This window comes from Cytobacillus sp. EB106-05-05-XG126, assembly GCF_058791715.1.
Genome location: NZ_JBYTDU010000004.1, coordinates 141,699 through 166,149, shown reverse-complemented (window position 1 = coordinate 166,149; position 24,451 = coordinate 141,699). Strand labels below are relative to the sequence as shown.

General features: G+C 44.0%; 23 protein-coding genes. 19 read left to right on the top strand and 4 right to left on the bottom strand.

Going from position 1 to position 24,451, the window contains the following annotated elements; translation table 11 throughout:
• The first annotated feature begins 279 nt into the window (after positions 1–279).
• Complete coding sequence (locus AC3WTL_RS15360) at positions 280–480, top strand: cold-shock protein (protein WP_009335135.1); 201 nt, start codon at positions 280–282, stop codon at positions 478–480.
• Between the two features lie 95 nt (positions 481–575).
• Here AC3WTL_RS15360 and AC3WTL_RS15355 read toward each other — a convergent pair whose 3' ends face one another.
• Positions 576–1,403: a MerR family transcriptional regulator gene (locus AC3WTL_RS15355; RefSeq protein WP_492369704.1), complete on the bottom strand. Its 828-nt coding sequence runs from the start codon at positions 1,401–1,403 to the stop codon at positions 576–578.
• 99 nt (positions 1,404–1,502) lie between these two features.
• On the opposite strand from AC3WTL_RS15355, the gene norA reads away from it, so the two are divergent.
• Positions 1,503–2,687: a multidrug efflux MFS transporter NorA gene (norA, locus tag AC3WTL_RS15350; protein WP_492369703.1), complete on the top strand. Its 1,185-nt coding sequence runs from the start codon at positions 1,503–1,505 to the stop codon at positions 2,685–2,687.
• A 38-nt stretch (positions 2,688–2,725) separates the two neighbouring features.
• On the opposite strand, the gene AC3WTL_RS15345 is transcribed toward norA, so the two are convergent.
• Positions 2,726–2,875: a hypothetical protein gene (locus AC3WTL_RS15345; protein WP_404357651.1), complete on the bottom strand. Its 150-nt coding sequence runs from the start codon at positions 2,873–2,875 to the stop codon at positions 2,726–2,728.
• A 167-nt stretch (positions 2,876–3,042) separates the two neighbouring features.
• Here AC3WTL_RS15345 and AC3WTL_RS15340 point away from each other — a divergent pair, with 167 nt between their 5' ends.
• The 4 genes from AC3WTL_RS15340 (at position 3,043) to AC3WTL_RS15325 (ending at position 5,537) form a co-directional block, all read left to right on the top strand.
• Positions 3,043–3,222: a hypothetical protein gene (locus AC3WTL_RS15340; RefSeq protein WP_394582461.1), complete on the top strand. Its 180-nt coding sequence runs from the start codon at positions 3,043–3,045 to the stop codon at positions 3,220–3,222.
• 21 nt (positions 3,223–3,243) lie between these two features.
• Positions 3,244–3,621: a VOC family protein gene (locus tag AC3WTL_RS15335; protein ID WP_492369702.1), complete on the top strand. Its 378-nt coding sequence runs from the start codon at positions 3,244–3,246 to the stop codon at positions 3,619–3,621.
• Positions 3,622–3,802: 181 nt separating this feature from the next.
• Positions 3,803–4,243: a GreA/GreB family elongation factor gene (locus AC3WTL_RS15330; RefSeq protein WP_061791393.1), complete on the top strand. Its 441-nt coding sequence runs from the start codon at positions 3,803–3,805 to the stop codon at positions 4,241–4,243.
• A 172-nt stretch (positions 4,244–4,415) separates the two neighbouring features.
• The gene (locus AC3WTL_RS15325) at positions 4,416–5,537 is read left to right on the top strand and encodes an NADH-dependent flavin oxidoreductase (RefSeq protein ID WP_492369701.1); all 1,122 of its coding nucleotides are present in this window, start codon (positions 4,416–4,418) and stop codon (positions 5,535–5,537) included.
• A 91-nt stretch (positions 5,538–5,628) separates the two neighbouring features.
• Here the strand turns inward: AC3WTL_RS15325 and AC3WTL_RS15320 are convergent, their stop codons facing one another.
• Complete coding sequence (locus tag AC3WTL_RS15320) at positions 5,629–6,090, bottom strand: FixH family protein (protein ID WP_492369700.1); 462 nt, start codon at positions 6,088–6,090, stop codon at positions 5,629–5,631.
• A 25-nt stretch (positions 6,091–6,115) separates the two neighbouring features.
• Positions 6,116–7,486, bottom strand: coding sequence for a PepSY-associated TM helix domain-containing protein (locus tag AC3WTL_RS15315; RefSeq protein WP_492369699.1), 1,371 nt, complete (start codon positions 7,484–7,486; stop codon positions 6,116–6,118).
• Between the two features lie 189 nt (positions 7,487–7,675).
• Here AC3WTL_RS15315 and AC3WTL_RS15310 point away from each other — a divergent pair, with 189 nt between their 5' ends.
• From AC3WTL_RS15310 to AC3WTL_RS15250, 13 genes are all read left to right on the top strand, one after another.
• Positions 7,676–8,071: an MmcQ/YjbR family DNA-binding protein gene (locus tag AC3WTL_RS15310; RefSeq protein ID WP_492369698.1), complete on the top strand. Its 396-nt coding sequence runs from the start codon at positions 7,676–7,678 to the stop codon at positions 8,069–8,071.
• A gap of 379 nt (positions 8,072–8,450) precedes the next feature.
• Positions 8,451–10,004: a vanadium-dependent haloperoxidase gene (locus AC3WTL_RS15305; RefSeq protein WP_492369697.1), complete on the top strand. Its 1,554-nt coding sequence runs from the start codon at positions 8,451–8,453 to the stop codon at positions 10,002–10,004.
• A gap of 280 nt (positions 10,005–10,284) precedes the next feature.
• A complete protein-coding gene (locus tag AC3WTL_RS15300; protein WP_492369696.1) occupies positions 10,285–11,484 on the top strand; it encodes a S1C family serine protease in 1,200 nt (399 codons plus the stop codon).
• A gap of 14 nt (positions 11,485–11,498) precedes the next feature.
• On the top strand, positions 11,499–12,377 hold the full coding sequence (locus AC3WTL_RS15295) for a peptidylprolyl isomerase (protein ID WP_492369695.1): 879 nt from the start codon (positions 11,499–11,501) through the stop codon (positions 12,375–12,377).
• Positions 12,378–12,390: 13 nt separating this feature from the next.
• Positions 12,391–13,851, top strand: coding sequence for an ABC transporter permease (locus AC3WTL_RS15290; RefSeq protein WP_492369694.1), 1,461 nt, complete (start codon positions 12,391–12,393; stop codon positions 13,849–13,851).
• Positions 13,852–13,865: 14 nt separating this feature from the next.
• Positions 13,866–14,564 (top strand): ABC transporter ATP-binding protein, encoded by a 699-nt coding sequence (locus tag AC3WTL_RS15285; protein WP_492369693.1) that lies wholly within the window; start codon positions 13,866–13,868, stop codon positions 14,562–14,564.
• Between the two features lie 249 nt (positions 14,565–14,813).
• Positions 14,814–16,559, top strand: coding sequence for a sigma-54 interaction domain-containing protein (locus tag AC3WTL_RS15280; protein ID WP_492369692.1), 1,746 nt, complete (start codon positions 14,814–14,816; stop codon positions 16,557–16,559).
• A 247-nt stretch (positions 16,560–16,806) separates the two neighbouring features.
• Entirely contained in the window at positions 16,807–17,913 is a 1,107-nt protein-coding gene (locus AC3WTL_RS15275; protein WP_492369691.1) for a DUF917 domain-containing protein, read from the top strand.
• Positions 17,897–19,453: a hydantoinase/oxoprolinase N-terminal domain-containing protein gene (locus tag AC3WTL_RS15270; RefSeq protein WP_492369690.1), complete on the top strand. Its 1,557-nt coding sequence runs from the start codon at positions 17,897–17,899 to the stop codon at positions 19,451–19,453. Before AC3WTL_RS15275 ends, AC3WTL_RS15270 begins: the two co-directional genes overlap by 17 nt.
• 64 nt (positions 19,454–19,517) lie before the next feature.
• The gene (locus tag AC3WTL_RS15265) at positions 19,518–20,243 is read left to right on the top strand and encodes an aspartate/glutamate racemase family protein (RefSeq protein WP_282173291.1); all 726 of its coding nucleotides are present in this window, start codon (positions 19,518–19,520) and stop codon (positions 20,241–20,243) included.
• Positions 20,244–20,342: 99 nt separating this feature from the next.
• Positions 20,343–21,662, top strand: coding sequence for a purine-cytosine permease family protein (locus AC3WTL_RS15260; protein WP_163144936.1), 1,320 nt, complete (start codon positions 20,343–20,345; stop codon positions 21,660–21,662).
• A 29-nt stretch (positions 21,663–21,691) separates the two neighbouring features.
• On the top strand, positions 21,692–22,786 hold the full coding sequence (locus tag AC3WTL_RS15255; RefSeq protein ID WP_061791383.1) for an S-methyl thiohydantoin desulfurase family protein: 1,095 nt from the start codon (positions 21,692–21,694) through the stop codon (positions 22,784–22,786).
• On the top strand, positions 22,786–24,366 hold the full coding sequence (locus tag AC3WTL_RS15250) for a hydantoinase/oxoprolinase N-terminal domain-containing protein (RefSeq protein ID WP_492369689.1): 1,581 nt from the start codon (positions 22,786–22,788) through the stop codon (positions 24,364–24,366). The genes AC3WTL_RS15255 and AC3WTL_RS15250 overlap by 1 nt, the downstream gene beginning before the upstream one ends.
• Positions 24,367–24,451: the final 85 nt, after the last annotated feature.

The following is a 24,451-nucleotide window of genomic DNA, read 5'->3' as shown; positions in this document are numbered from 1 at the left end:
AGCATTCATCAGGATATTCGATTACTTCTTAAGGCACTATCCATGACTGCTATGAAGTAAATAGCAGTTTTTTAATGCTTAATATTCGACGCTCGTGCAATGCTTATATGGAAGACTTTACGACTTTTCTTGCATATAATTCTGAAAAGTGTTATGCTGAATAAGAATTATTTTTGTTCGGTGTAAAGGATAGTTTGAGTAATAACTTTACGTCTTGATGATCACTGAGAGCAAGGATAGTAACACAATGTGTGGTTTACACACAAGGAGGCAACAAACATGGAAAACGGTAAAGTAAAATGGTTTAACAGTGAAAAAGGCTTCGGATTCATCGAGCGTGAAGGTGGAGAAGACGTATTCGTTCATTTCTCAGCTATCCAAGGCGAAGGCTACAAATCTCTAGAAGAAGGTCAAGAAGTGACTTTCGACGTTGAGCAAGGCCAGCGTGGAGCTCAAGCAGCTAACGTTCGCAAAGCTTAATTTTAAACCAACTCAGAGCAGGCCCTTTATGGGCCTGTTTTTTTGTGAACTTATGGGACCCCGCTCACTAATAAGCAGGGCAAATGATTAGTATCTTATCCCCGGTCCACCTCCATCATAATTTTCGTAACATAATGCTCCTTATCATTCCGGACAACAGTATCATAAATGTACTCTTCAAATACATGCTCTCCCAAGGTTAAACCGAGTCGTTCCATTTCTAAAAAAAGCCGCTTATACGTATCGCCGATCGTTTTTTCGCTCCCAACATGATAGCCGATGAGGAAATCCCCTTTAACGGCCCGGAAATAGGGATGGCCTTCCTTTGGATTGGGCTGCTCGATATACAAATAGCTGTAATTGGCGTATTCCCCCTTCAGCACTTGCTCACGCTTCGTTATGGACCCGATCGGGTAGCCTGAATCAAGCTGCGAGATCTGCAATTCATTAATAAAATCAGAGATGACCTCTAAAAATTCTTCGTCCGATATATTTTGAATGTTTCTGCTTAAATAAAGGGTTGCTTCCGGCAAACGCTGAAGCGTAATCCGGTTAAAATCAAGGTGGGAGGCTTCTTCCATTATGGCTATTTTGGCTTCAATCATTTTCTCCTTCATTTCGATTTCCTGACGCTTCTTCACAATCTCTTCTTTTTTCCGGTACATGATGGATAAAAAGCTTTCGGGCGATTTATTTTGCATGTATTGCTGTATATCGTTAAGCGACATGCCAAGATCCTTCAATAAATCAATCACAAAAAACAACTCTAATTGATGAATGGAATAATAGCGGTATCCTTTTTCATTTTTCATGACCGGTGATAAAATTCCAATCTGATCGTAATAAAAAATGGTCTGCTTGTTAACCTTGCAAAGCTTCGCGAATTCACCTGTCGTTAAATATTTGCCGTCTTTTTTACTCATTTTTTACATCACTGCCCTTGACTATATAGTTACTATATACACTAGGATAGATCGTATAAATAAATCAAGTTTGACTGTTTTGTAAGGAGCATGATATAGATGAAAACACAAAAAATCACATTAGGATTATTATTGACGAATTTATTCATTGCCTTTTTGGGAATTGGCCTGGTCATTCCTGTCCTGCCTACGCTGATGAATGAATTAGGCATAACGGGCACAACGGTCGGCTATTTGACAGCCGCATTTGCCTTAGCCCAGCTGATTGTTTCTCCATTTGCAGGGAGAGCAGCCGATAAATGGGGCAGGAAAATCATGATTGTCACCGGCCTGTTTATTTTCGGCCTATCAGAATTCTTATTCGGGTTCGGCAAAGAAATCGAAGTTCTGTTCGTTTCGCGGATTTTAGGCGGGATTAGTGCGGCCTTTATTATGCCGGCCGTTACAGCCTTTATTGCGGACATTACCACGACTGAAACCCGCCCGAAGGCACTCGGGTATATGTCAGCGGCCATCAGCACCGGTTTTATCATCGGTCCAGGCATTGGCGGATTCTTAGCAGAGTTCGGAACGCGGGTGCCATTTTTCTTTGCGGGGGGACTTGGTGCGCTTGCAGCTGTGCTTTCCCTGATTTTATTAACAGAGCCTGAGCGCAATGAGGAAAATAATGAAGGAGCCGAAGCAGGAAAGAGCGGCTTCAGGCGGGTGATGGAACCAAAGTACCTCCTTGCCTTTATTCTGATTTTTATTGCCTCATTCGGGCTTGCTGCTTTTGAATCCTTCTTTAGCTTATTTGTCGATCACAAGTTTGCCTTTAAACCAGCGGATATTGCTATTGTCATAACGGGCGGAGCCATTTTTGGCGCAGTATCGCAAATTCTGCTATTTGACCGCCTCACCCGCATCTGGGGCGAAATCAAACTGATCCGCTACAGCTTACTATTATCCGGCCTGCTTGTGTTTTTAATGACCGTTGTTCATTCCTATTTTGCGATACTGCTTGTAACCTTCATTGTATTTGTAGGATTTGATTTATTCCGTCCGGCTATTACTTCTTATCTTTCCAAGATCGCCGGCAATGAACAGGGCTTTGTGGGCGGAATGAATTCGATGTTTACAAGCCTCGCGAATATCAGCGGACCTATTATAGGGGGAATGCTGTTTGATATCGATATTAACTACCCTTACTATTTCGCAGCTCTCATCACTGCAGTGGGGATCGGTTTAACCCTGCTGTGGAAAAAGCCAGCAGAGAAGGCATCCAAAGTGGTGAAGGCAATCTAAAAAGAGTGAATTAACGTTTAATTCACTCTTATCCATGATTACTGTTTAGCTCCATTTTCCGGGTAGGGCTGACCGTACCCTTCCACATTCCCGGCACGTTCTTTTTCATATTCTGATCCTGAACCCTGACGGTTTACTGCTGCGGAATTTGTTTTCTGTTTCTCTGAATTATTGTTCTGACGCGTCAAATCCTTCACCTCCCATACACAATTAGAGTGCTTAAAATTGGGAAAAGTATTCAGAGCGGGTCCGGTCTCTCTGTTCGGACAGGCCAAAGGGAAATCGGTGCAGGTGAGTCCGAAGCCGAGCTAACTTTGGACAGGAAAAGCGGGAAAGCAGTGGGAAGAGTCTGAACATGGATCAACTTCGGACACAAGAAGCGGGAATACAAGAGAATCAGTCCAAATCTAACGCTCCTGCAAAAACAGGAGCGTTTTTTCTTGCAGAAATGAGCAGATTGCCTGAATTTAAAAGGAAAAATAATACAAAAGGGAGAAGTAATAAGATGGCTAAGGTAATAGGTAAATATCATTAAAATTTAAAAGGAGAGATTCTAATGAGCAAGCCGCTGCTGAAAGGCATGGAAGGAATTTTTATACCGGTCAAAAACCCTGAGCTATCAGCAGGCTGGTATGAAGAGGTATTGGGATTTCAGCTGATTTACATGGAAAAAGAGGCAGCTGTCATGCGGATTGGGGATCATGCGCAAACTGTCGTCTGTCTTGTCAGAATCAGTCCTCATCAGCCGATGAAGTTTCCGGAAAATCAGTTTGGCGTGGGAAAATATTATAACTTCATTCCGGAAGATATTGAAGAAACTCATAAGCTTTTACTTGAGAAGGGTGTAAACGTAAATCCAATTGGCGGGGAAGGGACCACGAGATTTTTTACATTCTTCGATCCTGATGGGAATCCGCTCGGGGTTTGCCAATGATCGCATAAGTCAGCTGGCTTTTCAGGTGTTTATATGCTATGTTGTTAATATATAGTAGACCTTTCTTTTATAAATGGGAAAGGTCTGCTTTTTATATATTCAAAAAAGGATGGTGCATGGAAAATGACAGTAAAATTGATGTTTTGCAGGGTGTTTGATCCGAGCAGGGGGGTTATCTATTATGAACCATAGTCTAGAGGCTCTCACTGAAAAAGAATTCTTTGTTAAACAGCTGACGTATATTGATGAAAATCATCAGGACATGAATGGCCTTTACCTTTCTTCGACTCCGCTGAAGGAGCGGAGAAAGGATTTTCTCAGTGTTTATGTAAGGGAAGTAGAGCAATACATTGAGCTTTGTAATCAGGCGCCGGCGGAACAGCCTTTGCGGAAAGTATTGATTGGAACAAAGGTTACCGTATTATTTGACGGGGAGGATGATCGGGAAGTTTATCATATTTGCCTCCCGGAAGAGTCAGACCCGGATAATGGCTGTATCTCGTTCCTGTCTCCTGTAGGCAGGCAGCTTCTGTTGAAAAATTTGGGAGAAAAAACGTCACTTATGATTCCAAGCGGCCAGCTGGATGTGGTCATTGAAAATATATCCTGGGACCAGGAATAAGTCTTTAGCAGAGGGACATGGGACGTGTCCCTCTGTTCCTTTGGGAACGCTGCGATTCAAATAATTGACTGCCTTAACTGTAACTTATAGTATTACAGTAAGTTTGATGCCAGTTTATTTTGTGTAAACATTAAACAAACTAGGTGTGAACGAAAAAAAAGGAGTGACTTATATGAATCCAAGTTATAAACCACTATTAGAACCATTGCAGTTAAAAAATAGGGTGGAAATCAAAAACAGGGTGGTCCTGGCGCCGATGACAAATTTCGCTTCCCATCCGGATGGAACCGTGTCAGATGCTGAGATCGATTATTATGTACGCCGTTCCAAAGGGGCCGGAATGGTGATTACGGCCTGTACATATGTGACAGCCAACGGAAAGGGATTCCATGGTGAATTTGGCGGCGATCATGACGGGATGATTCCAAGTCTTTCGAGACTGGCATCCAGCATTAAAGAACAGGGTGCCAAAGCCATTCTGCAGATCTTTCATGGCGGGAGGGAATGCCCTCCTGAGCTCGTTCCAAATGGCGAAACAGTAAGTGCGAGTGCGGTTGCGTCTGAAGGAAGCAGCAATACGCCAAGAGCACTGACGGAAAAAGAAGTGGAGGATATCATTGCTGCTTTCGGCGAGACTACCCGCCGGGCCATCGAGGCAGGCTATGATGGCGTTGAAATTCACGGCGCCAATGGCTACTTAATTCAGCAGTTCTTTTCTCCGCATTCAAATCGCCGTGAGGACCGATTCGGAGGCAGTCTTGAGAAGCGCATGACGTTCCCTCTTGCTGTGGTAGATGCAGTTCAAAAAGCGGTAAAAGAACATGCAAAGGAGCCGTTCATTGTCGGATACCGTTTTTCTCCGGAAGAACCGACCGATCCAGGGATCACAATGGAAGATACTCTTCAATTAGTCGATGTGCTGTCAGATAAAGGGCTGGACTACCTTCATGTCTCCCTGATGGAGTTCTGGTCCAAGCCAAGACGCGGGGCTGATGAAGCTAAGCCGAGAATTCAGCAACTGTTAGAAAAAATGAATAGTCGCCTCCCGCTTATCGGAGTAGGGTCGATCCATACTCCTGATGAAGCTGTGAAAGCACTGGAAACAGGAGTGGCCATGGTTGCTCTTGGCCGGGAATTGATTATGGAGCCGGATTGGGTGCAAAAGGTGCAGGAAGGAAAAGAGTCGGAAATTGTCACCACTTTATCCAAAAAGGATCAGGAGAAACTGGTTATCCCGGATCCGCTCTGGCAGGCAATTGTAAACACTCCGGGATGGTTTCCGGTTGTAGATTAATTGAATACATTTAGAAATTATATTAAAGGGCAGAAGTGACAGTCTTTACTGTCATTTCTGCCCTTTTGTTTCCATATTTCTCAATCTTTCCTTAATGATGATGGCCCTGCCCCGCTTCCTGCCTGCCTGTTCCTTCATGCAGGAATTCCACGTCGCTTTTAGATAGCTCTCCCACAATAAATTGCTTTTGCGGCATGATCAGGCTGCCGTCTTGCTGGGCGTGTACTTTTACAAAGTAAAGTCCATCCTTGTCAAAATCCTTGCTGATGCTATAAACGCCGCTGCCCTCATCGACTGCTTCTTCCATCCCATATTGGACAGTGCCGTCCTGTTTCCAGATCTCGAAATGAACAAAGTCGGCATGATCAGCAGGCTTGTCGTCCTGTATGAGAGTTGCTCTAATCGTCTCCTGTTCTCCTGCTGTGAAATTGTCAGGCGTTTGTATTTCCAGCTTCAGCGGAGTTTCCTGTTTGTAAAGCTCTGCTGCGTTCTCATCCAGTGAGCATGCACTCAGCAATGACAGCAGCAGGACCATAAAGATATATTTTTTCAAGGCATTAGACTCCCTTATTCTAAACTTACGCATTCAGAAACCTCTTCAGCGCAGATATTCTCCGGATCAAGATTAAGTCGAACATCAATACAGCGATGATCGTTAATCCGACTAATGGGAATAGGAATCCCATGGCAATTAGCAGCAGGAAGAATCCCTTTGTGTTTTTGAAGCCAGCTGTTTTTGGCGCGCCCAGTTCCTTTTTCGGCTTGCGTTTGAGCCACAGATAATAGCCGCTTACGGCCACAAGGATGATGCCTAAACAAATGGCAAGACTGATTAATTGATTGATCAGGCCAAATTGAGTTCCGGTATGAAGTGTTATACCCCACGCGACCATTTTTCCGATCCAGCCGTAATTCTCATAGCGGTAATCCGTCAAAACCGCACCTGTGTACTGATCGATATGCATCGTAATCTCATCCTGCGCTTTTGGCGGGAAGGCGGAAAGAGTGTATACACCCGATTTATCCTGCGGGATATAGATTGAATAACTTGGATGCACTCCTTCACGTTCCGCAATAGATACCACATCATCAATCGGAAGGCGGATGAATCCCTGAATCTCCGAAGAAGCAGGCACGTCCAGATTTTCGGCTGCCCATGGGACATCGGCAATGTCTTTCGTTTGAATGGTTGATTGGGGTCCGCTTCCAACCCATATCGAAGGAGGGTATCCTTCCCCGGTATTGGTCGCCATCGATTGAAAGTTCGTGCCCCAGAATCCGGACCAAGGAAGTCCAGTCATGATTAAAAAGAGCATCCCGGCAGTGACCCAGAAGGCAGGCACTGCATGCAGATCTCTTCTGAAAGTCTTTTTCCCTTTTTTTAAGCGCGGAAAAAGGACTCCCCCCATGCCAGGCCTTTTCTTCGGAAACCATAAATACATCCCAGTAACAATGAGCACGACCGCCCAGCATGCAGCCAGTTCGACAATTCGGTCTCCCATTGTGCCAGCCATCAGTTCCCCATGAAACTCTTCAACTTTATTCATAATCCGGTCCTCGCTGTTTAAGGCCCCGAGGGACTCACCGGTATAAGGATTAATAAAAACAGTAAGTGATTCATCGTTATTCACAATGCCGACTTCACTTGAACGATTGGCGCTTTCCCCGGGACGGTACACTGTCACTGCTGCATCCGGATAAAGCTTCTTCACTTCTTCAATCTGCTGTGAAGCTGAAATTTTTTCATCCTGAGGGGTGACTTCATAATAATCCTGATAAAGGACACCCTCAATTTGCGGCTTAAACAAATAGATTGCACCGGTTACCGCCAGAATAAAAAGAAATGGGGCAATGCCCGCATAAAAATGCCATCTCCAAACCGTTCTGTATAGAGAGGTGTTAGTCTGCGGCTGTTTTTGTATATCAGTCATTTCTTTAACCGTTTCCATGTCATCAAAGCTCCTCTTCGTTAAACTTCTTTTCATATCTTAAAAGGAGAATGTGAGATATGAATGAAGTTTTGAAAAGAAATTTTGGCAAATAACTATCATAACAGCCAGAAACTTTCTTTTTTAGACAAGGGTTTCTTAATATAGTGTTGAATAGTGTCATTAAAGAACAGACAAGGGAGCTTTAAGATGATCCATAAACAATTAAAATCACAAAAAAGCATAGAGATTCTGACAAAGGTAAGGGAGATTGCCATTGGTTTTCCTGAAACCGCCGAGCATATAGATAAGTTTGGCCACACTTCATTCAGGATAAAAGATAAGCCATTTGTTATTTTGGGAGAAAACGAAGAGGGCATTCCGTCCATTGCCATGAAAACATCGAAAGAAACACAGGAATTTTTATTGCAGGAAGGCAGCCGCTTTTTCAAGACACCCTATATTGGACAGCATGGCTGGACATCGATTCTGGGGGATCTTGAAATAGAGTGGCATGAGGCAGAAGGCTTGATAAAAGAAGTTTATTTGAGGACAGCGCCTAAATCCATCCTGAAAAGCTTGAAATTGGAGAAAAGCCCTTCCTAGCAGCGGGGACCCAGAACAAATCGCCCGGGTTCAGCTAAAGGATAAGTGCCGTCAATCCGCCTATTAATAAAAGGATGGAACTTGATAAAATGGCGATTTTACCGAAGCGGTTTGATTTATGAAAAAGTCTAACAAACATTCTCCACACCTCGCTTTTTAGTTAGTCATATTATAATACGATTTGGGATTGAAAAGGATTCGTGACATGCGCAGAGAAAGTCTCTCTGCGCATTTTTTGTGGAATCAGGCATCCATTTTCTTTTTCGTTTTCCAAAATGGATAGGGGGATTCTAGTATGATACCCAAGCCTGCAGCTGCCCTGTGAATATAATGAAATGATCATCATAAAGAACCAAATAAAAGTTACAGGGGAGATTTTATGGAAGAAAAGAAAATTTACTATGATAAGGAAAAAGGCTGCTTAATAGCTCCAAAAACTGGGTGGAAGCGCATGAAGGCAGCCTTTTGCATTCGCCTTATGTCTGCTGCTTCTCACCTGCTTCTGCCGCCGAAAGAACATCCATGCAATGGAGATGAACAGCTTCCCGGGAAAATCGGCAGCTACTCAAAGGGGCTTCCCCATAATTCTCTTGGAGAAGTTGTGTTCCAGGCGTATGGACAGTACGTGAAAGCTTTAAAGTCCGGAAATCCACAAGATTTTGAATCGATCCCAATGGGAGGGAAGGTGAAGCTTTCAAATCCACAGGCTTCCTATGTGTATGATTTAATAGGACCGGATTGCCATCAATTGAATTTGTCCAAGCCTCCAGCTTTCAGCAGCGCCTGGGAGGCGGGAGAAATGGCAGAGTTATACTGGCAGGCACTTACCAGGGATATTCCTTTCAGGGCGTATGAAAGTGATCCCCTGATTGCTGCGGCTGCTGGTGAACTATCAGGGTTTTCTGATTTTCGAGGACCGAAAGTTATCGGGAAGGTCACTCCTGAAACATTGTTCCGCAGTGAGTTTCCAGGTAATCTTACAGGTCCTTATGTTTCACAATTTCTTTGGAAGGACATTCCATTTGGTGCTGCAGACAATCCTCAGAAATACAGCACCACTTTGGCTGGGTCTGATCATATGACTTCTTATGAAGAATGGCTGGACATACAAAATGGCTCTCCATCCAAAGAACCGATAAAAGACCCGGTACCCCGCTATATCCGCAATGGCCGTGATTTAGGTGAATATGTACATTATGACTTTTCATTTCAATGTCCGCTTTCTGCCTGTTTAATTATGCTCAGTTATGGGCCCGATGCACTTGACCAAAACAACCCTTATCTTAAGTCGGCTACCCAGGGAGGATTCATTACCTTCGGGGCTGCTCATATATTGGATATGGTCACAAAAGCAGGGAGGATGGCACTCGAAGCGGCCTGGTTCCAAAAGTTCCTCGTCCACCGCAGGCTCCGTCCCGAAGAATTTGGCGGGCGTGTTCATAACCATATGAATGGGTCGGCTAAATACCCGATCCACTCAGAGCTCCTTGAATCCAGCGTGCTTACTCAGGTTTACAGCAGATATGGCTTTTATCTTCTGCCTATGGCTTATCCGGAAGGCTGTCCAACTCATCCAGCCTACCCTGCCGGCCATGCCTGCATCGCAGGTGCAGGGGTTACGATCCTTAAAGCATTCTTCAACGAATCATTTGTGATTCCGGATCCGGTGGAAGCAAGTTTGGATGGACTCTCCCTGCTTCCTTATCCGGGCACCCCTCTGACAGCAGGAGGCGAGCTTAATAAGCTTGGTGTGAATATTTCCCTTGGCAGAGACACTGCAGGTGTTCATTGGCGTTCTGATGGCATAGAAGGGCTAAAGCTTGGTGAAGCAGTAGCCATTGGGCTCCTGCGGGATTACAGCTCATCCTTTAATGAGCGTTTTAACGGTTTTACGCTAATCAAATTCGACGGAAAAAAAGTAACGATTAAATAAGTTTTATACACACATGTGCGAGCCTCTGCCCCATGTGTGTTTTTTTTTGAGCCTAAGAATGGGGATCTCAATAAAAGTCTTAGTCCTGCGTCTTTTATTTAATGGATCCTCAGGAACAAGCGTTTTGCTGGGCCCATCCCTTTTTATCAAGAGTGGAACAAGTTTTTTTTAAAAAAATGCCTTTGACATTTTCCTGACACATTGGGCCTTTAAAGTATGACTTGTAAGGCAAACGAAAACTAATTCAAATTCAAAATAGATAAGAAGGAAGTGTTCAATCATGACAGAGTTTAACGAAGAAAGCAGAACGGAGAACCGGGCAGCGAAAAAGCCGGTATGGAAAGGATTCCTGTCAACCGTGGCAGCAGGTGTCCTGGGTTCGGCGCTTACGCTGACAGCCGTTCCGTATTTCCAGGAAGACACACCGCAGGCAACGGTTCCGGAAGAAACTGGACAAGCTGAAAGCTCATCCAATCTTGATGTGACGCCGGTATCTGCCACATCCAATTCCCTGGCGGATACAATTGAGCAGGCATCGAAGGCGATTGTCGGCGTTGTGAATATGCAGAAGCAAAATAATAATCCATTCAGTCAGTCAAGTGAAGCATCAGAAAGCGGTACGGGTTCGGGGGTTGTATTTAAAAAGACAGATGATGCGGCCTACATCGTGACAAATAACCATGTGATAGAAAATGCGAGTGAGATTCAGGTGACATTGCATGATGGTGAGAAGGCAACAGCAGAATTGGTCGGAACAGATGCGCTGACAGACATTGCGGTGCTGAAAATCAAAGGGGATGTAGACGCTGCAGCCATGACGTTTGGCGATTCTTCCAAGCTGAGAGCGGGCGACCAGGTGCTGGCGATCGGCAATCCGCTTGGCCTGGATTTATCCAGAACGGTGACACAGGGCATCGTGAGTGCGGTCGACCGCTCGATTGAAGTCAGCACATCTGCGGGGGAATGGAACTTAAATGTCATTCAAACGGATGCAGCGATAAACCCGGGCAACAGCGGCGGCGCATTGATGAATACATCCGGCCAGCTGGTTGGGATTAACAGCCTGAAAATTGCGGACAGCGGGGTGGAAGGCCTTGGGTTTGCCATCCCAAGCAACGAGGTCAAAACACTGATTGATCAGCTGATTGAAAATGGACAAGTGGTCCGCCCGTATCTTGGTGTTGGCCTGGCAAGCTTTGAAGAAGTGCCGCCTCAATATTTAAGAAATCTCCCTGACGGCGTGACTAGCGGGGCAATCGTGGCGAATGTTGATCCGGATTCGGCCGCTGCCAAAGCTGGACTTCAAGTAGAGGACATTCTCGTCAGTATTGGCGGAAAGCAAATCACGAATTCAGGAGATTTGCGCAAGCATTTATACAGCGGTTTTTCAATTGGCGATAAGGTGAAGATTGAATTTTACCGGGGGGGAGAATTGAAAACAGCTGAAGTCACGCTGACAAGCAATCAGAAAGTGAATTAGGAGAGGGGAACAGGATGAAGAATAAGATAGTATTCTATTGGATTTTAGGCAGTGTATTAACAATCGGAGCAGCGGCGGCCATCTTTTTTACAATAAAAGACGAAGAGGCTGCTGCGACCGTAAACGGGGAAAAAATCAGCCAGGATGAGCTGCATGAGCGTCTCGTTGACCAGTACGGGCAGGAGCTTCTGGATTCGCTGATCACCGAGAAAGTGATTGATCAGGAAGCGAAGAAAGGAAATGTGAAAGTGACACAGGAAGAAATTGATGAGGAAAAGGCTGTATATGCGGAGTCATACGGCGGGGAGGATGCTTTAAAGCAGACACTGGAATCAAGCGGTCTCTCGATGGCTGATTTTGAGGAGGATATCGAATCCTACCTGGCAGCGAAGAAGCTTCTGGAACCAAGGATTGAGATTTCAGAAGAAGATATGAAAACCTATTTTGACGAAAACAAAGAAAGCTTTGCCCAGGAGGAACAGGTATCAGCGAGTCATATTTTAGTAGAGGATGAGGAAACGGCAAAGGAAGTCATCGGAAAACTGAATGATGGCGGCAATTTTGCAGAGCTGGCGGCTGAATACTCGACAGATGAAAGCAACAAAGATGCTGGCGGGGACCTCGGCTTTTTCGGAAAGGGAGACATGGTCGAGGAATTTGAAGAGGTCGCTTTCTCGCTGGAGCCGGGAAAAATCAGCGATCCTGTTAAAACCGAATATGGCTATCACGTAATCAAAGTGGCAGAAAAGCAGGCAGCAAAAGAAGCAGCCTATGAAGATGTGAAAGAAGAGGTTAAAGATACATTATTTGAAACAGAGATGCAGACCGAATACACCGCATGGCTGGAAGAGAAATTCGAAGAATATGAGATTAAGAATTATTTAGAGGGCTGAGGGGAATCTTGAGATGAATTTTTTAAAACGAGCGTTTTTAAGCGTGAAGGCCAGGAAAGGGAAAAGCATTTTGCAGATCTTCGTATTTACCGTGATTTGTGTATTAGTGTTGGCAGGACTGTCGATTCAGACAGCTGCCGAAAAGTCGGGTGATCTCGCCCGGCAGAAGCTTGGGGCAGATGTCACGCTGCAGGCAGATATGGAAAAATTGAGAGAGCAGGCGATGTCCGAGCAGCAGAGCGGAGGGGAGCGGGTACGTTTCCAGTCAGTGCCTGTCCCGCTTGATGCAGCAGAGGAACTGGCTTCTTATGACCAGATTAAAGGGTATAATTTTTACTCATCTACCACTGGGCTGGCCTCCGATTTTGAGCCGATTGAAAGTGAGTCGGCTGCCTCAGACACATCTGATGAAAGCAGTGAAGGGCAGGAGCCTGGGAGAGGCATGCCGGGCGGAATGATGCAGGGGGATGTGAGCCTGCAGGGTGTTGCGTTTACAGACTCGGTTGCGGAGTTTATGGATGGGACCTCCTCGATTGTTGAAGGAACCGGGATCACAGAGGAGCATATCGGGAAAAATGTCACGCTGATTGAACAGACATTGGCGGAAGAAAATGAGCTTGCTGTTGGCGATAAGATGACCGTCACGAATCCGCGTGATGAAACGGCTGTAATAGAGCTTGAAGTAATCGGAATCTATCAGACAGCTTCTGCCGGATCTGATCAGGCAATGGATTTTACAGCACTGAATCCTTATAACAAGCTGTATCTTCCATACACTGCTGCTGCAGCACTAAAAGGATTTGACTACGAAAATACAATCGATAGCGCCATCTACTACATAGATGATCCAGCTGATATGCAGAGCTTTATCGATCAGGCAAAAGCAGAGAGCGGCATCGATTTCGAAACGTTCAAGCTTGACGCCGATGACCAGCTTTATCAGCAGATGGTCGGCCCGATTGAGAATGTAGCCGGCTTTTCGAAAAATATTGTGTATTTGGTGTCCATTGCAGGAGCCATCATATTAGGTCTAATCGTCATGATGTCGATCCGTGAGCGGAAGTATGAAATGGGTGTCCTGCTAGCGATCGGTGAAAAAAGGTGGAAGCTCGCAGGACAATTTATGGCCGAAATTTTAGTCGTGGCCGTTTTATCACTTGGCATTGCCACAGCGAGCGGCAATGTGGTGGCGAGCCCGCTTGGCGACCAGCTCCTGAATCAGGAATTGGCATCAGCGGAACAGACGAATACACCGGAATCCTTCAGAGGAAGGGGCTTGGGCGGCTTCGGTCCGGGAATGATGCAGACTCAGGAAACAGTGGAAACGGTAGATGAAATGAATGTCCAGGTGACAGGGGAGGATCTTGGCTTCCTTGCGCTAATTGGCCTCGTGATTGCAGCATTGTCGGCATTATTGCCTTCGTTATCCGTATTGCGCCTTCAGCCAAAAGCCATTCTAAGCAAGCAGGATTAAAAGGAGATGGAAAAATGAGTTCATTGCTGGAATTTAAAGATATCAGCTACTGGTATAAACATGAAAATAAAAAACACGATATCTTGAAAAATATTAATGTGAGTTTTGAAAAAGGGAATTTTTACAGCATAATTGGGCCGTCCGGATCCGGGAAAACGACATTCCTTGCTCTGGCCAGTGCCCTGGATGTTCCGAAAGAAGGAGAAGTCCTTTACGAAGGAAAGGATATCCGAAAAATCGGGCTGACTCGGTTCCGGAACAAATTTGTCTCGATTGTCTTTCAATCTTATAATCTGCTTCCCTATATGACGGCTCTGCAGAATGTATTGACGGCGATGGAAATTACCGGTTCCTCTGTGAAAAATAAAAAGGCGATTGCTGTGGAGATGCTGAAGCGGGTCGGGATTTCTGAAATCCAGGCCCGGCAAAAAGTGCTTACACTAAGCGGCGGCCAGCAGCAGCGTGTGTCCATTGCACGGGCCTTGTGCTGTGACGCCGAGCTGATTGTGGCGGATGAGCCGACCGGCAACCTGGATGAAGACACCGCCAAGGAGATTGTTGAGCTTTTACGGACGCTGGCCCATGAAGAAGGGAAATGCGTGATCGTTGTTACGCATGACCCCGACATTGCGAGAGATTCGGATGAGGTTGTGAAGCTTTCGAAAGGGAGTATTACGGTTACATCGAATGAACCCGAGCAGGTTTCGAATTGAAAAAAGGTGCTTTTTCCTGAGGGAAGGGGCACCTTTTTGGTGTGCGCTGTATCGAATATTTTTGGTTCTTTTAACCGATTGCAGAGTGGGAAGCAGCACATAAATGAATTAATTTGGACCGTAAATGTAAAAAGCTGCACGCTAATGGATAAAAGATTCATATAGTCGAGCCTATTGCCTCAATGAAATTTCAATTCAGAATATTGCCTTTGTTATGATAAAATTATAAATATTTGGGGGTGATTGGCTATGCTGGAGGAATTATTGACAGAAATGAAGTCGGGTGCCGCAAAATTTTTTCAATCGTATCCTGTTAAAGCAGATGTATTGCTGACAGGAATAGAATGGAAGAATTTTCATCAAAAATGTCAGATTGCCTCTAAGATCAGGAAGACCGGAATCAATGCGCTAGTAAAGCAGAAATCTGATCATAGTACATGTATGTCTTGTTCTGCAAAAGTTCATTGTTCAATTGAAACTGCTGCATTTTCTCCTATTTTCATTAAAAAAAGAGTGGCAGGGATTATATTAATTACTCCCATAAAAGAACAGAGGGAGTGGCTGCAAAATAATTTGGACATTCTAGAGCTTCAGCTTGATTTATGCAGTGAATGGGCAGGTACGAAACTAGAAAATCATGAAATGAAAAAGGAGAATAATCAGTTTTTAGGAGAGATAAATGGAATATTTCATTTTATCCATGAGCCTATATTGATAGCTGGCAGGGACGGAACCATTCATAACATCAGCAATAGGCTGTGCAGCATGCTGAATAAAACTCAAGCAGAATTAATAGGTGAACATATGACAGAAGTCATTTCGGTTCCGGACTGGCTGAAGATGGCCAAAATAGCCAATCAGCAGGAAATGAAAGTCTCTCTCCATACAAGTAAAACCGTACGAAAGTCAGAACCCTACCTGGCCCGATTAAAGCCTATTTTATCAGCTGGACAAATCGAATCATTTCTTATCCAGTTGAATCCCATTTTAAAAACATTGAAAAAAGAGGATAAAAAATTTCTGTACTCCTTTCATGATGTTAAAGGGACAAGCGAGGCCATTCAACGTGTGGTTGAAATAGCAAAAAGAGTAGCTCCAAGCGATTCTTCCGTTTTACTTAGAGGTGAGAGCGGTACCGGGAAGGAAGTATTCGCCCAGTCCATACATCAGGCGAGCAATCGAAGAGACGGCCCATTCATCGCCATTAATTGTGCAGCCATACCTGAATCGCTGTTGGAAAGTGAGCTTTTCGGACATGTAAAAGGGGCTTTTACAGGTTCAAACGCAGATAAACCAGGAAGATTTGAGATGGCCAATGGCGGAACGATATTTCTGGATGAGATAGGTGACTTATCTCTTCATCTCCAGGCTAAATTGTTAAGAGTGGTTCAGGAAAGAAAAATTGAACGGGTTGGGGATACGAAAACCACTCCTATAAATGTACGCATTATAACAGCTACTCACCGCAATCTGGAAGAATTAGTTTCCGAAGGGCAATTCAGGGAGGATTTATATTACAGGCTAAATGTAATTCCAATTACCATTCCTCCCCTCAGAGAAAGAAAAGAAGATATTCCTATTCTCGTCGAATACTTCTTAAAATCGTTTTCTCAAAAGCTCTTCCGATCACCAAAGAGATTATCTAAAGATGTCAATGAAATTCTGCTGCATTATCATTGGGCAGGTAATATACGGGAACTCCAAAATGTTGTCCATCACTTTATGCAGCTGGAGATCGGTGATTTGGTCACGATTAAAAGCTTGCCTGTCTATCTAAGTGACCTATATAAAAGCCAGGTAAACATGAATGCTCTTCAGCAAATACCGGCTGTAACATCCGGCAGAAGAAAGAAACATTCAGATGAAAAGGAGCAAATCCTAAAGCTATTGGATCAATTTGGCAGAGATACGGCAGGCAAAAAGAAAGTAGCTGAACAGTTGCACATAAGCCTTCCTACATTGTATAGAAGGATTAGCAAGATGAAAATTAAATGATTCTTCAGTTGAAATAAAAGGGTTTAAAATATGATAAAAAGTCAAAAAAATGAGAAAAAACGAGAAAACTTGAGAAAGTCGTTTAAATTATTATGATTTTTATCTTTAAATTCTTTCTCATTATCAACAGTTTTGCATTTGAAAAAATCATAAAGGCAATCAATCCCATGCTCCTCATGCCTGAGGGGCTTTCTCTTTTCTGGCACAGTTCTTGCATTTATAAAATTTGAAAGGGGCAGCACATCATATGTCTTGGCAGATTAGAAAGAATGACATTCCCATTTTAGCATTAGGAGCAAAGGTATTATCCTGCGGCGGGGGCGGTGATACGAAAACAGCAGAAAATCTGTTGATGTCCATTATGAGAGAAGATGATGTCATTGCGGTCAAATCCATCTCAGATCTAGGGGATGAATGGGTGGCTGCGGCAGGAATTATGGGTTCCATTGTTTTATTTAATGAGGATATTCCAAGCGGCCGTGAAGGAGTCCAGGCTTTAAAGCTTTATGAATCCGTCATAAGCAAGAATGTAGGAGCCCTTATTTCAATCGAAATAGGCGGTGTTAATTCCTTAATTCCCTTAGTAATAGCAATCCAAGCGAATTTGCCCGTCATAGACGGGGATGGAATGGGAAGAGCCTTTCCGGAGTTATTTATGACTGCCTTTCATTTATCGGAAATTCCGTTATCACCGATGGTTTTACAAACACATGACACGAACAGGGTTATTTATGACGCGGAAAATCCTCATTACACAGCAGAAATGGCAAAGGTTTTTACTGTAAAAAATGGAGGTCATGCCCATTTAGTTGGATATGGAGCTAAAGGACGGAAAATGAAGACGTCTATGATTCCCGGAACATTAAATTTAATTTTCAGGCTGGGCAATGTCCTTAAAAGTGAAACATCAGCTGGCGTTAAAATGAAAAATATGATACACGTGTTTGAGAACTCCATTTATGGGAAGCCTCAGCAAATCATTAGCGGAGTGGTAACAGAGGTCCGCCGCTGGTTTGAAAAAGGCTCACTTGTAGGAAAGTTCCTTGTTGAAGGGCGATCTGCATTTTCAGATCAACGGATTGAAATAGAATTCAAGAATGAATTTATATCCATAAAAAATGGCCAATACATCTGTACAGCACCTGATCTCATCCTGGTATTAAATGAGGAGAATTTAATTCCTTACAATGTTTCTGAAGTTCAATCAGGTCTTTCCATCACTATAGTCGCTGTCCCTGCGCCTAATATTCTTCGTACAAAAGACATGCTGGAGCTAGTCGGTCCGAATAGCTATGGGTTAGCCTGTTCCTATAAACCATTTCAGGGGGATTCAGGCTATGAAACTTGGAATTGATGTAGGCGGTACAAACACAGATGCAGTAGTCATAACGAACGACGGCAAGCTTCTTTCCTGGTCGAAACACTTAACAACAAAGGATATCATTACCGGCATTAAATTAGCAGCATACGAAGCTTTACAGGAAGCGAATATTCCGCCAGAAAAAATTGATGGTGTATTCCTGGGGACGACTCATGTGCTCAATGCCTTATACTATCCTAACAATCTGGCAAAAACAGCGCTGATACGCATGACCAAGATTCCTTCTTTAATTGAACCTGCCATACAATGGCCATCGAATCTTAAGAAGTATATTGGGAAAGTGTATGATTTTAAGGGTTTGTGTGATTACAAGGGGAATAAGGATGATTCTTTAAATCCGAATTCTGGCCAAATAAACAAGCTGCTCAGCGATATTGAAAAATACAGCATGGAATCCATTTGTATTGTGGGAGCTTATTCCCCTTTATATGAAACGGAAGAACGAGAAATCCGGAAAATCATAAAGGAACATTATCCTGAAATACCGGTTACGATGTCACATGAAATTGGAAGTACCGGTTTTATAGAAAGGGAAAATGCAGCCTTATTAAATGCCATTTTATCAAAAGTTATAAGGCAGGCTATGACTGACTTATCAAAAATATTTAAGAATCTATCGTTAAATTGCCCATATTGGCTGACCCAAAATGACGGATCACTTATGGAGATTCATGAGGCTTCGGAATATCCCATCCTGACGATTGGTTCTGGTGTGAGCAATAGTATTAGAGGCGCCAGTATCTTAAGCGGTTTAAAGAGCTGCATTGTTGTGGATGCTGGCGGAAGCACAATCGATATTGGAAAAATCATAAATGGACAGCCCGAAGTTTCTGTAGGTTCTTCTTCTATTTTTGATATTCAAGTTAATGTCCGTGTTCCGCAAATTCATTCTTTGCCATATGGGGGCGGGAGTCTTATCACGGTTGAAAACGAATTAGCGGAAATCAAGGAAACGATTGCAAATGATATCGAACAGCAGGGGATGGCATGGGGAGGCCATACATGGACGTTAACCGACTCCTTTCTTAAACTATTTCCCGATTCTTTTCAAGATGAAACTTTACAGCTGAAAGGATTGGACCTTTTATCAAAAGAAGACTGCAGAAAAGTTATTCAAATGGTAACAAAAGATATAAAGGAGTCAATCTCACGACTCCAGCCAAGTGTCGAGGATCTGCCTGTCATTCTTGTTGGAGGCGGAAGTCCGCTTCTCGCTAATCGGTTAATTGGCAGATATAAGAAGGTATTGCATCCGGCTGGCTACCATATTTGCAATGCTGTCGGAGCATGCTTTGCTCCTCTATCTGCAGAAATAGATAAAGTTTTCTGGTTAAATGGCATTACTAAACAAGAAGTCATTGACCGGGCAAAAGAACAGCTTTTTCAGCAGCTTCTGCAAAAAGGAGCAAAAAAAGAAAGCATAGAGCTTGTTTCATTGGAAGAATTCCCATTTGATTATCTGGAAGGCGAAGTATTAAGAGTTCGGTTAAAGGCTTTAGGAGAATTGGCCTGATAGGATGTGTCCTCTCCATTTTAAATATAGACAATGTCAAATTTAATAAAGGAAGTGTACATGAATGAAAATCAAAGTGATCATGCCTATTACATCGGATATTTTTAATGAGGAAATTAAAGAGGAAGTTAAATACTATGCAAGCGATACAACTGAAGTGGGAGTTACAAGTCTGGATTATGGGCCTGCCTCTGTTGAAAGCGAATATGATGAGGCCTTATGTGTACCTAATTTCTTAGAAAAAGCAAAAGAGGCAGAAGAAGAAGGGTTTCAAGGCGTTATTAGCGACTGCTTCGGAGACCCGGGTGTAAAGCCTGCCAGAGAGATTTTGGATATTCCGGTTGTGGGTGCATGTGAAGCCTCTATGCTGTTCGCAAGCTCTCTTGCAAAATCTTTTTCAGTGGTAACTGTGCTTCCGAATGTTGTCCCAATGATTGAGAATATCAGCAAGACTTTAGGGGTAAACGGAAATTTGGCTTCAGTACGCTATGTGAATATTCCCGTTTTGGAAGTTCACGATAAAGATAGGCTAAAAAGAGAATTATACGAGGAAATGATTAAAGCAATCGAGCAAGATCATGCACACGCACTTGTATTAGGCTGTACAGGCTTTATGGGGGTGGCAGCGGAACTGCAGGAACGCTTAAAACAGAACGGGTACGATGTTCCGGTCATCGATCCGGTGTTTGCCGCTACGAAACTACTTGAAAGCCTGATTTCGATGGGAGTAAAACAAAGCCGCCTGACTTACATGACACCTCCATCTAAAAAGCGAGTGAAAAGTTCATAAGAAAAATGAGCTTAGTTATATCGCATTTTACTTTTTCTCTAAATCGAACAAAAACATGCAAGGCAGAGGAGAAATAATTTAAAAAGGAGGTTGAAATTCATGGAAGATCATTCAAAGTTAGGAGACGATTACTCTCTGTCCAGAGTTCCGAAGTCAGCACGTTTGCCAATGTGGGATATCATGCTTGTCCGTGTTGGTGCTCTGGCGACACTCTCTCAATTTATGCTTGGGGCTGCTTTGGGATACGGAATGACATTTTGGCAGGCGTTTTGGGCCATGATGCTCGGAAGTGTTATATTGCAGGTCGTAAGCTTTCTAATCGGTTATGCGGGGGCGCGTGAAGGGCTTTCTACGAGTCTATTGTCTCGCTGGACAGGATTCGGCCGATACGGTTCGACCATTATCGGAGCTGTCATCGCCATTTGCACAATTGGCTGGTTTGGTGTGCAGAACTCCGTTTTTGCCAATGGACTGGTTCAGGCGACAGATGGAAAATTGAGTCTGCCAGTCGCAGCTGCTATCACGGGATTAGGTGTGACGGTATTGGTTATATTTGGATTTAAGCTTTTGAGCATGACTGCGAAAATTGCCGTACCAGCTTTCCTATTGGTAGTAGGAGTGGGAATCTACCAAGTATTAAGCGACCACTCCATATTTAACCTTATGAGTACTCCTCCTCCCGGAGAAGGACTTTCCATCGGGGTAGGTGCAACAATGGTTGCGGGAGGCTTCATGATTGGTGCAGTCATCACACCTGACTTCAGCCGCTTTGCCCGAAACGGCAAGGATGTATTCTGGATGACCACCATCGGAACCCTTGTTGGCGAGCTTGGTGTCGGAATGATCGCGGTTCTTATGGCCCATGCAGCCAAAACAAGTGATGTTGTCAGCATTATGCTTCAAACATCGGGCTGGCTTGGAGCTGCAGTTGTTGTTTTTTCAACCGTGAAAATTAATAACTTAAATCTATATTCTTCTTCACTGGGATTTACAAATATCATTGATTCCGTATTCAAGGTGAAAGTAAATCGCGGGCTCATTACCCTTATCATTGGTGCGGTCGGAACACTGTTATCCATTCTCGGCATCCTGGACAGATTTGTGGATTTCCTCGTTCTGCTTGGAATCATGATTCCTCCTATTGCCGGTATTATGGTGGTGGATTACTTCGTGTTAAAAACATATCGTAAAGCACTTGATGAAAGCAGGGAAAAAGGCATCTTGCCATCAGAGCCGGAGAAATTAAATCCAGTGACTTTATTCGCCTGGGCTGCAGGATTTGCAGGCGGGTATTATATAACGCTAGGAATACCATCCATTAATTCGCTGTTAATAAGCGCTATCATCTATTACCTCGGTGTAATAGCTATGAAAACCATATCCGGCAATAAAGAGGTTAAAGAACATATTGCATCATAAATTTTTGGAATATTAGGAGGTTTTAAAAAATGAGAAAATTAGGCAAGCAGGAGATTGAAGATATAGCAGTAGGTGCCGCCTTACTTGGAACCGGCGGAGGGGGAGACCCTTACATTGGAAAGCTCATGGCATTGCAGGCGATCGAAGAATATGGGGAAATTACACTTTTAGATCCAGATGAGGTGCCGGATGATGCATTAATTGTCCCATCGGCCATGATGGGAGCGCCAACCGTTATGCTTGAAAAGGCCCCAAGCGGTGAGGAGGCAGCTGCAGCTTTCAAAAACCTTGAATCGTATTTAGGGAAAGAGATTTATGCGACTATGCCAATTGAAGCTGGGGGATTAAATTCCATGCTGCCTTTGGCCCTTGCTGCCAAACTTGGCCTTCCGGTTGTAGATGTGGATGGGATGGGACGAGCGTTCCCTGAACTGCAGATGGTCACATTCTACTTGGATGGAATTTCTGCTACTCCTATGGTGATCGCAGATGAAAAAGGAAACACAACACTATTGTCGACGATCAATAATGTCTGGACAGAAAGGATAGCCCGGGCTGCAACGATTGAAATGGGCGGTTCTTCCATGATTGCCATCTATCCAATGACCGGCAAGGAGATTAAGAAAAGCGGTATTAGCAATATCTTAAAACTTGAAGAGGAAATCGGCAGAGCGATCCGGCTTGCTAAGGAATATAATGCTGACCCGATAAGCGAAGTCCTGAAAAAGGCTAAAGGGTTTGAACTGTTCCGCGGCAAAGTCAGCGACATTAATCGGAAGACAGAAACAGGTTTTGCAAGAGGAGTGGCAACCTTCGAAGGAATCAATGAGTATAAAGGCGAGACTCTGGAGGTTCGATTCCAGAATGAACATCTTCTTGCCCAGACGGATCAGCGCCTGCTTTGTGTCACACCTGACCTGATTGCGGTACTTGATGCAGAAACTGGCCTTCCGATCACAACGGAGGGAATTAGATACGGTGCGAGATGTGTCATTATCGGAATGCCTTGCCATCCAAAATGGAGAACAGGGAAGGGGATTGAAACAGTTGGTCCAAAGTATTTTGGATATGATGTGGAATATGTCCCTGTTGAAGAACTAGCCAAAAAAGGAGTGACAGCATAATGGGTGTTTATCGAATTGGAATAGACGTTGGGGGAACCCATACAGATGCAGTGCTTTTAAATCAGGATAATACAGTCATTTCGGAAACAAAATCACCGACAACAGAAGATGTGGCAACGGGCATTTATACAGCAATGAAAAAAATTATACAGGATGGAAATGTTCCGCGGGAAGAAATTAAATATGCCATGCTGGGAACAACACACTGTACAAACGCAATCGTTGAGAGAAAAAGACTGAATAAAATTGCCGCAATACGTATTGGTGCCCCTGCAACCCTCGCGGTTAAGCCGCTGATCGGAGTGCCTGATGACCTGCGTGATGCACTCGGAAAATATGTTTACCTGATCCGGGGAGGACATGAATTTGATGGACGCGAAATCGTTTCTTTAGATGAAGAGCATTTATATCAAATTGCAGAGGAAATTAAAGGGAATGTGGATTCTGTTGCCATTACTTCTGTTTTCTCGCCAGTCTCGCAAGCACATGAGCAAAGAGCAAGTGAAATCATGAAAGAAGTGCTCGGAGAAGATATTTCTGTTTCCTTATCATCCGAAATTGGATCAGTAGGATTGCTGGAAAGGGAAAATGCAACCATTCTGAATGCTGCTGTTGTCAATGTTGCTAAAACAGCCGCGGACGGATTTATCAATGCTTTAAAAAATGAAGGTATCGAGGCAAAAGTCTTTTTCGGACAAAATGATGGCACCCTGATGTCTGTTGAGTATGCGGTGAAATACCCGATTTTCACAATTGCTTGCGGCCCAACGAATTCACTGCGCGGTGCATCTTATTTAAGCGATTCCTCAGATGCTATCGTTGTGGATGTTGGCGGTACAACGTCTGATGTCGGGGTTCTGGTTCAGTCATTCCCTAGGGAATCCTCCCTGGCTGTGGAAATTGGAGGAGCCCGCACGAATTTCCGGATGCCGGATCTGATTTCCATTGGACTTGGCGGCGGAACTATTATCAGAATTCAAGAAAATGGAGGCTTCACAGTTGGACCTGACAGCGTCGGATATCGGCTACCGGAAAAAAGCCTTATTTTTGGAGGGGACACGTTAACCGCCACAGATGTTGCAGTAGCACTAGGCAAAGTGAATCTTGGCGATTCTTCAAAGGTAGCACATCTTGACCAAACATTATTGAATAAAGTCTATGATAAAATGGTCGAGCTTGTTGAAGAAGCGATTGATAAGATGAAAACAAGTGCGGCGCCGGTACCGGTCATCCTTGTTGGCGGAGGAAGCATTTTACTGCCGGAAAATTTAAAAGGCGCTTCACAGGTCATTCGGCCTGAGCATTCAGGAGTAGCAAATGCCATCGGAGCAGCGATTTCCCAAGTCAGCGGACAAATTGAAAAGGTATATGCCCTGGCTGAAATCGGAAGAGAAAAGGCGCTTCAACTCGCTAAAGAAAAGGCTATGTCGGAAGCAATCAATGCTGGCGCTGATCCTGATAGTCTGGTCATTGTAGATATAGAAGATGTTCCGCTTGCCTACATGCCTGGCAATGCAACCCGTATTCGCGTAAAAGCTGCAGGAGATTTAGCCCGTCTGGAAGTGAATGAGTTAGTGTAGGATTGGCCGATATTGTAAAAGCTCTAGTCTATCGCTAGAGCTTTTTACTCATGATGGATGGACAGGTGGAACAGTAATATTTAGT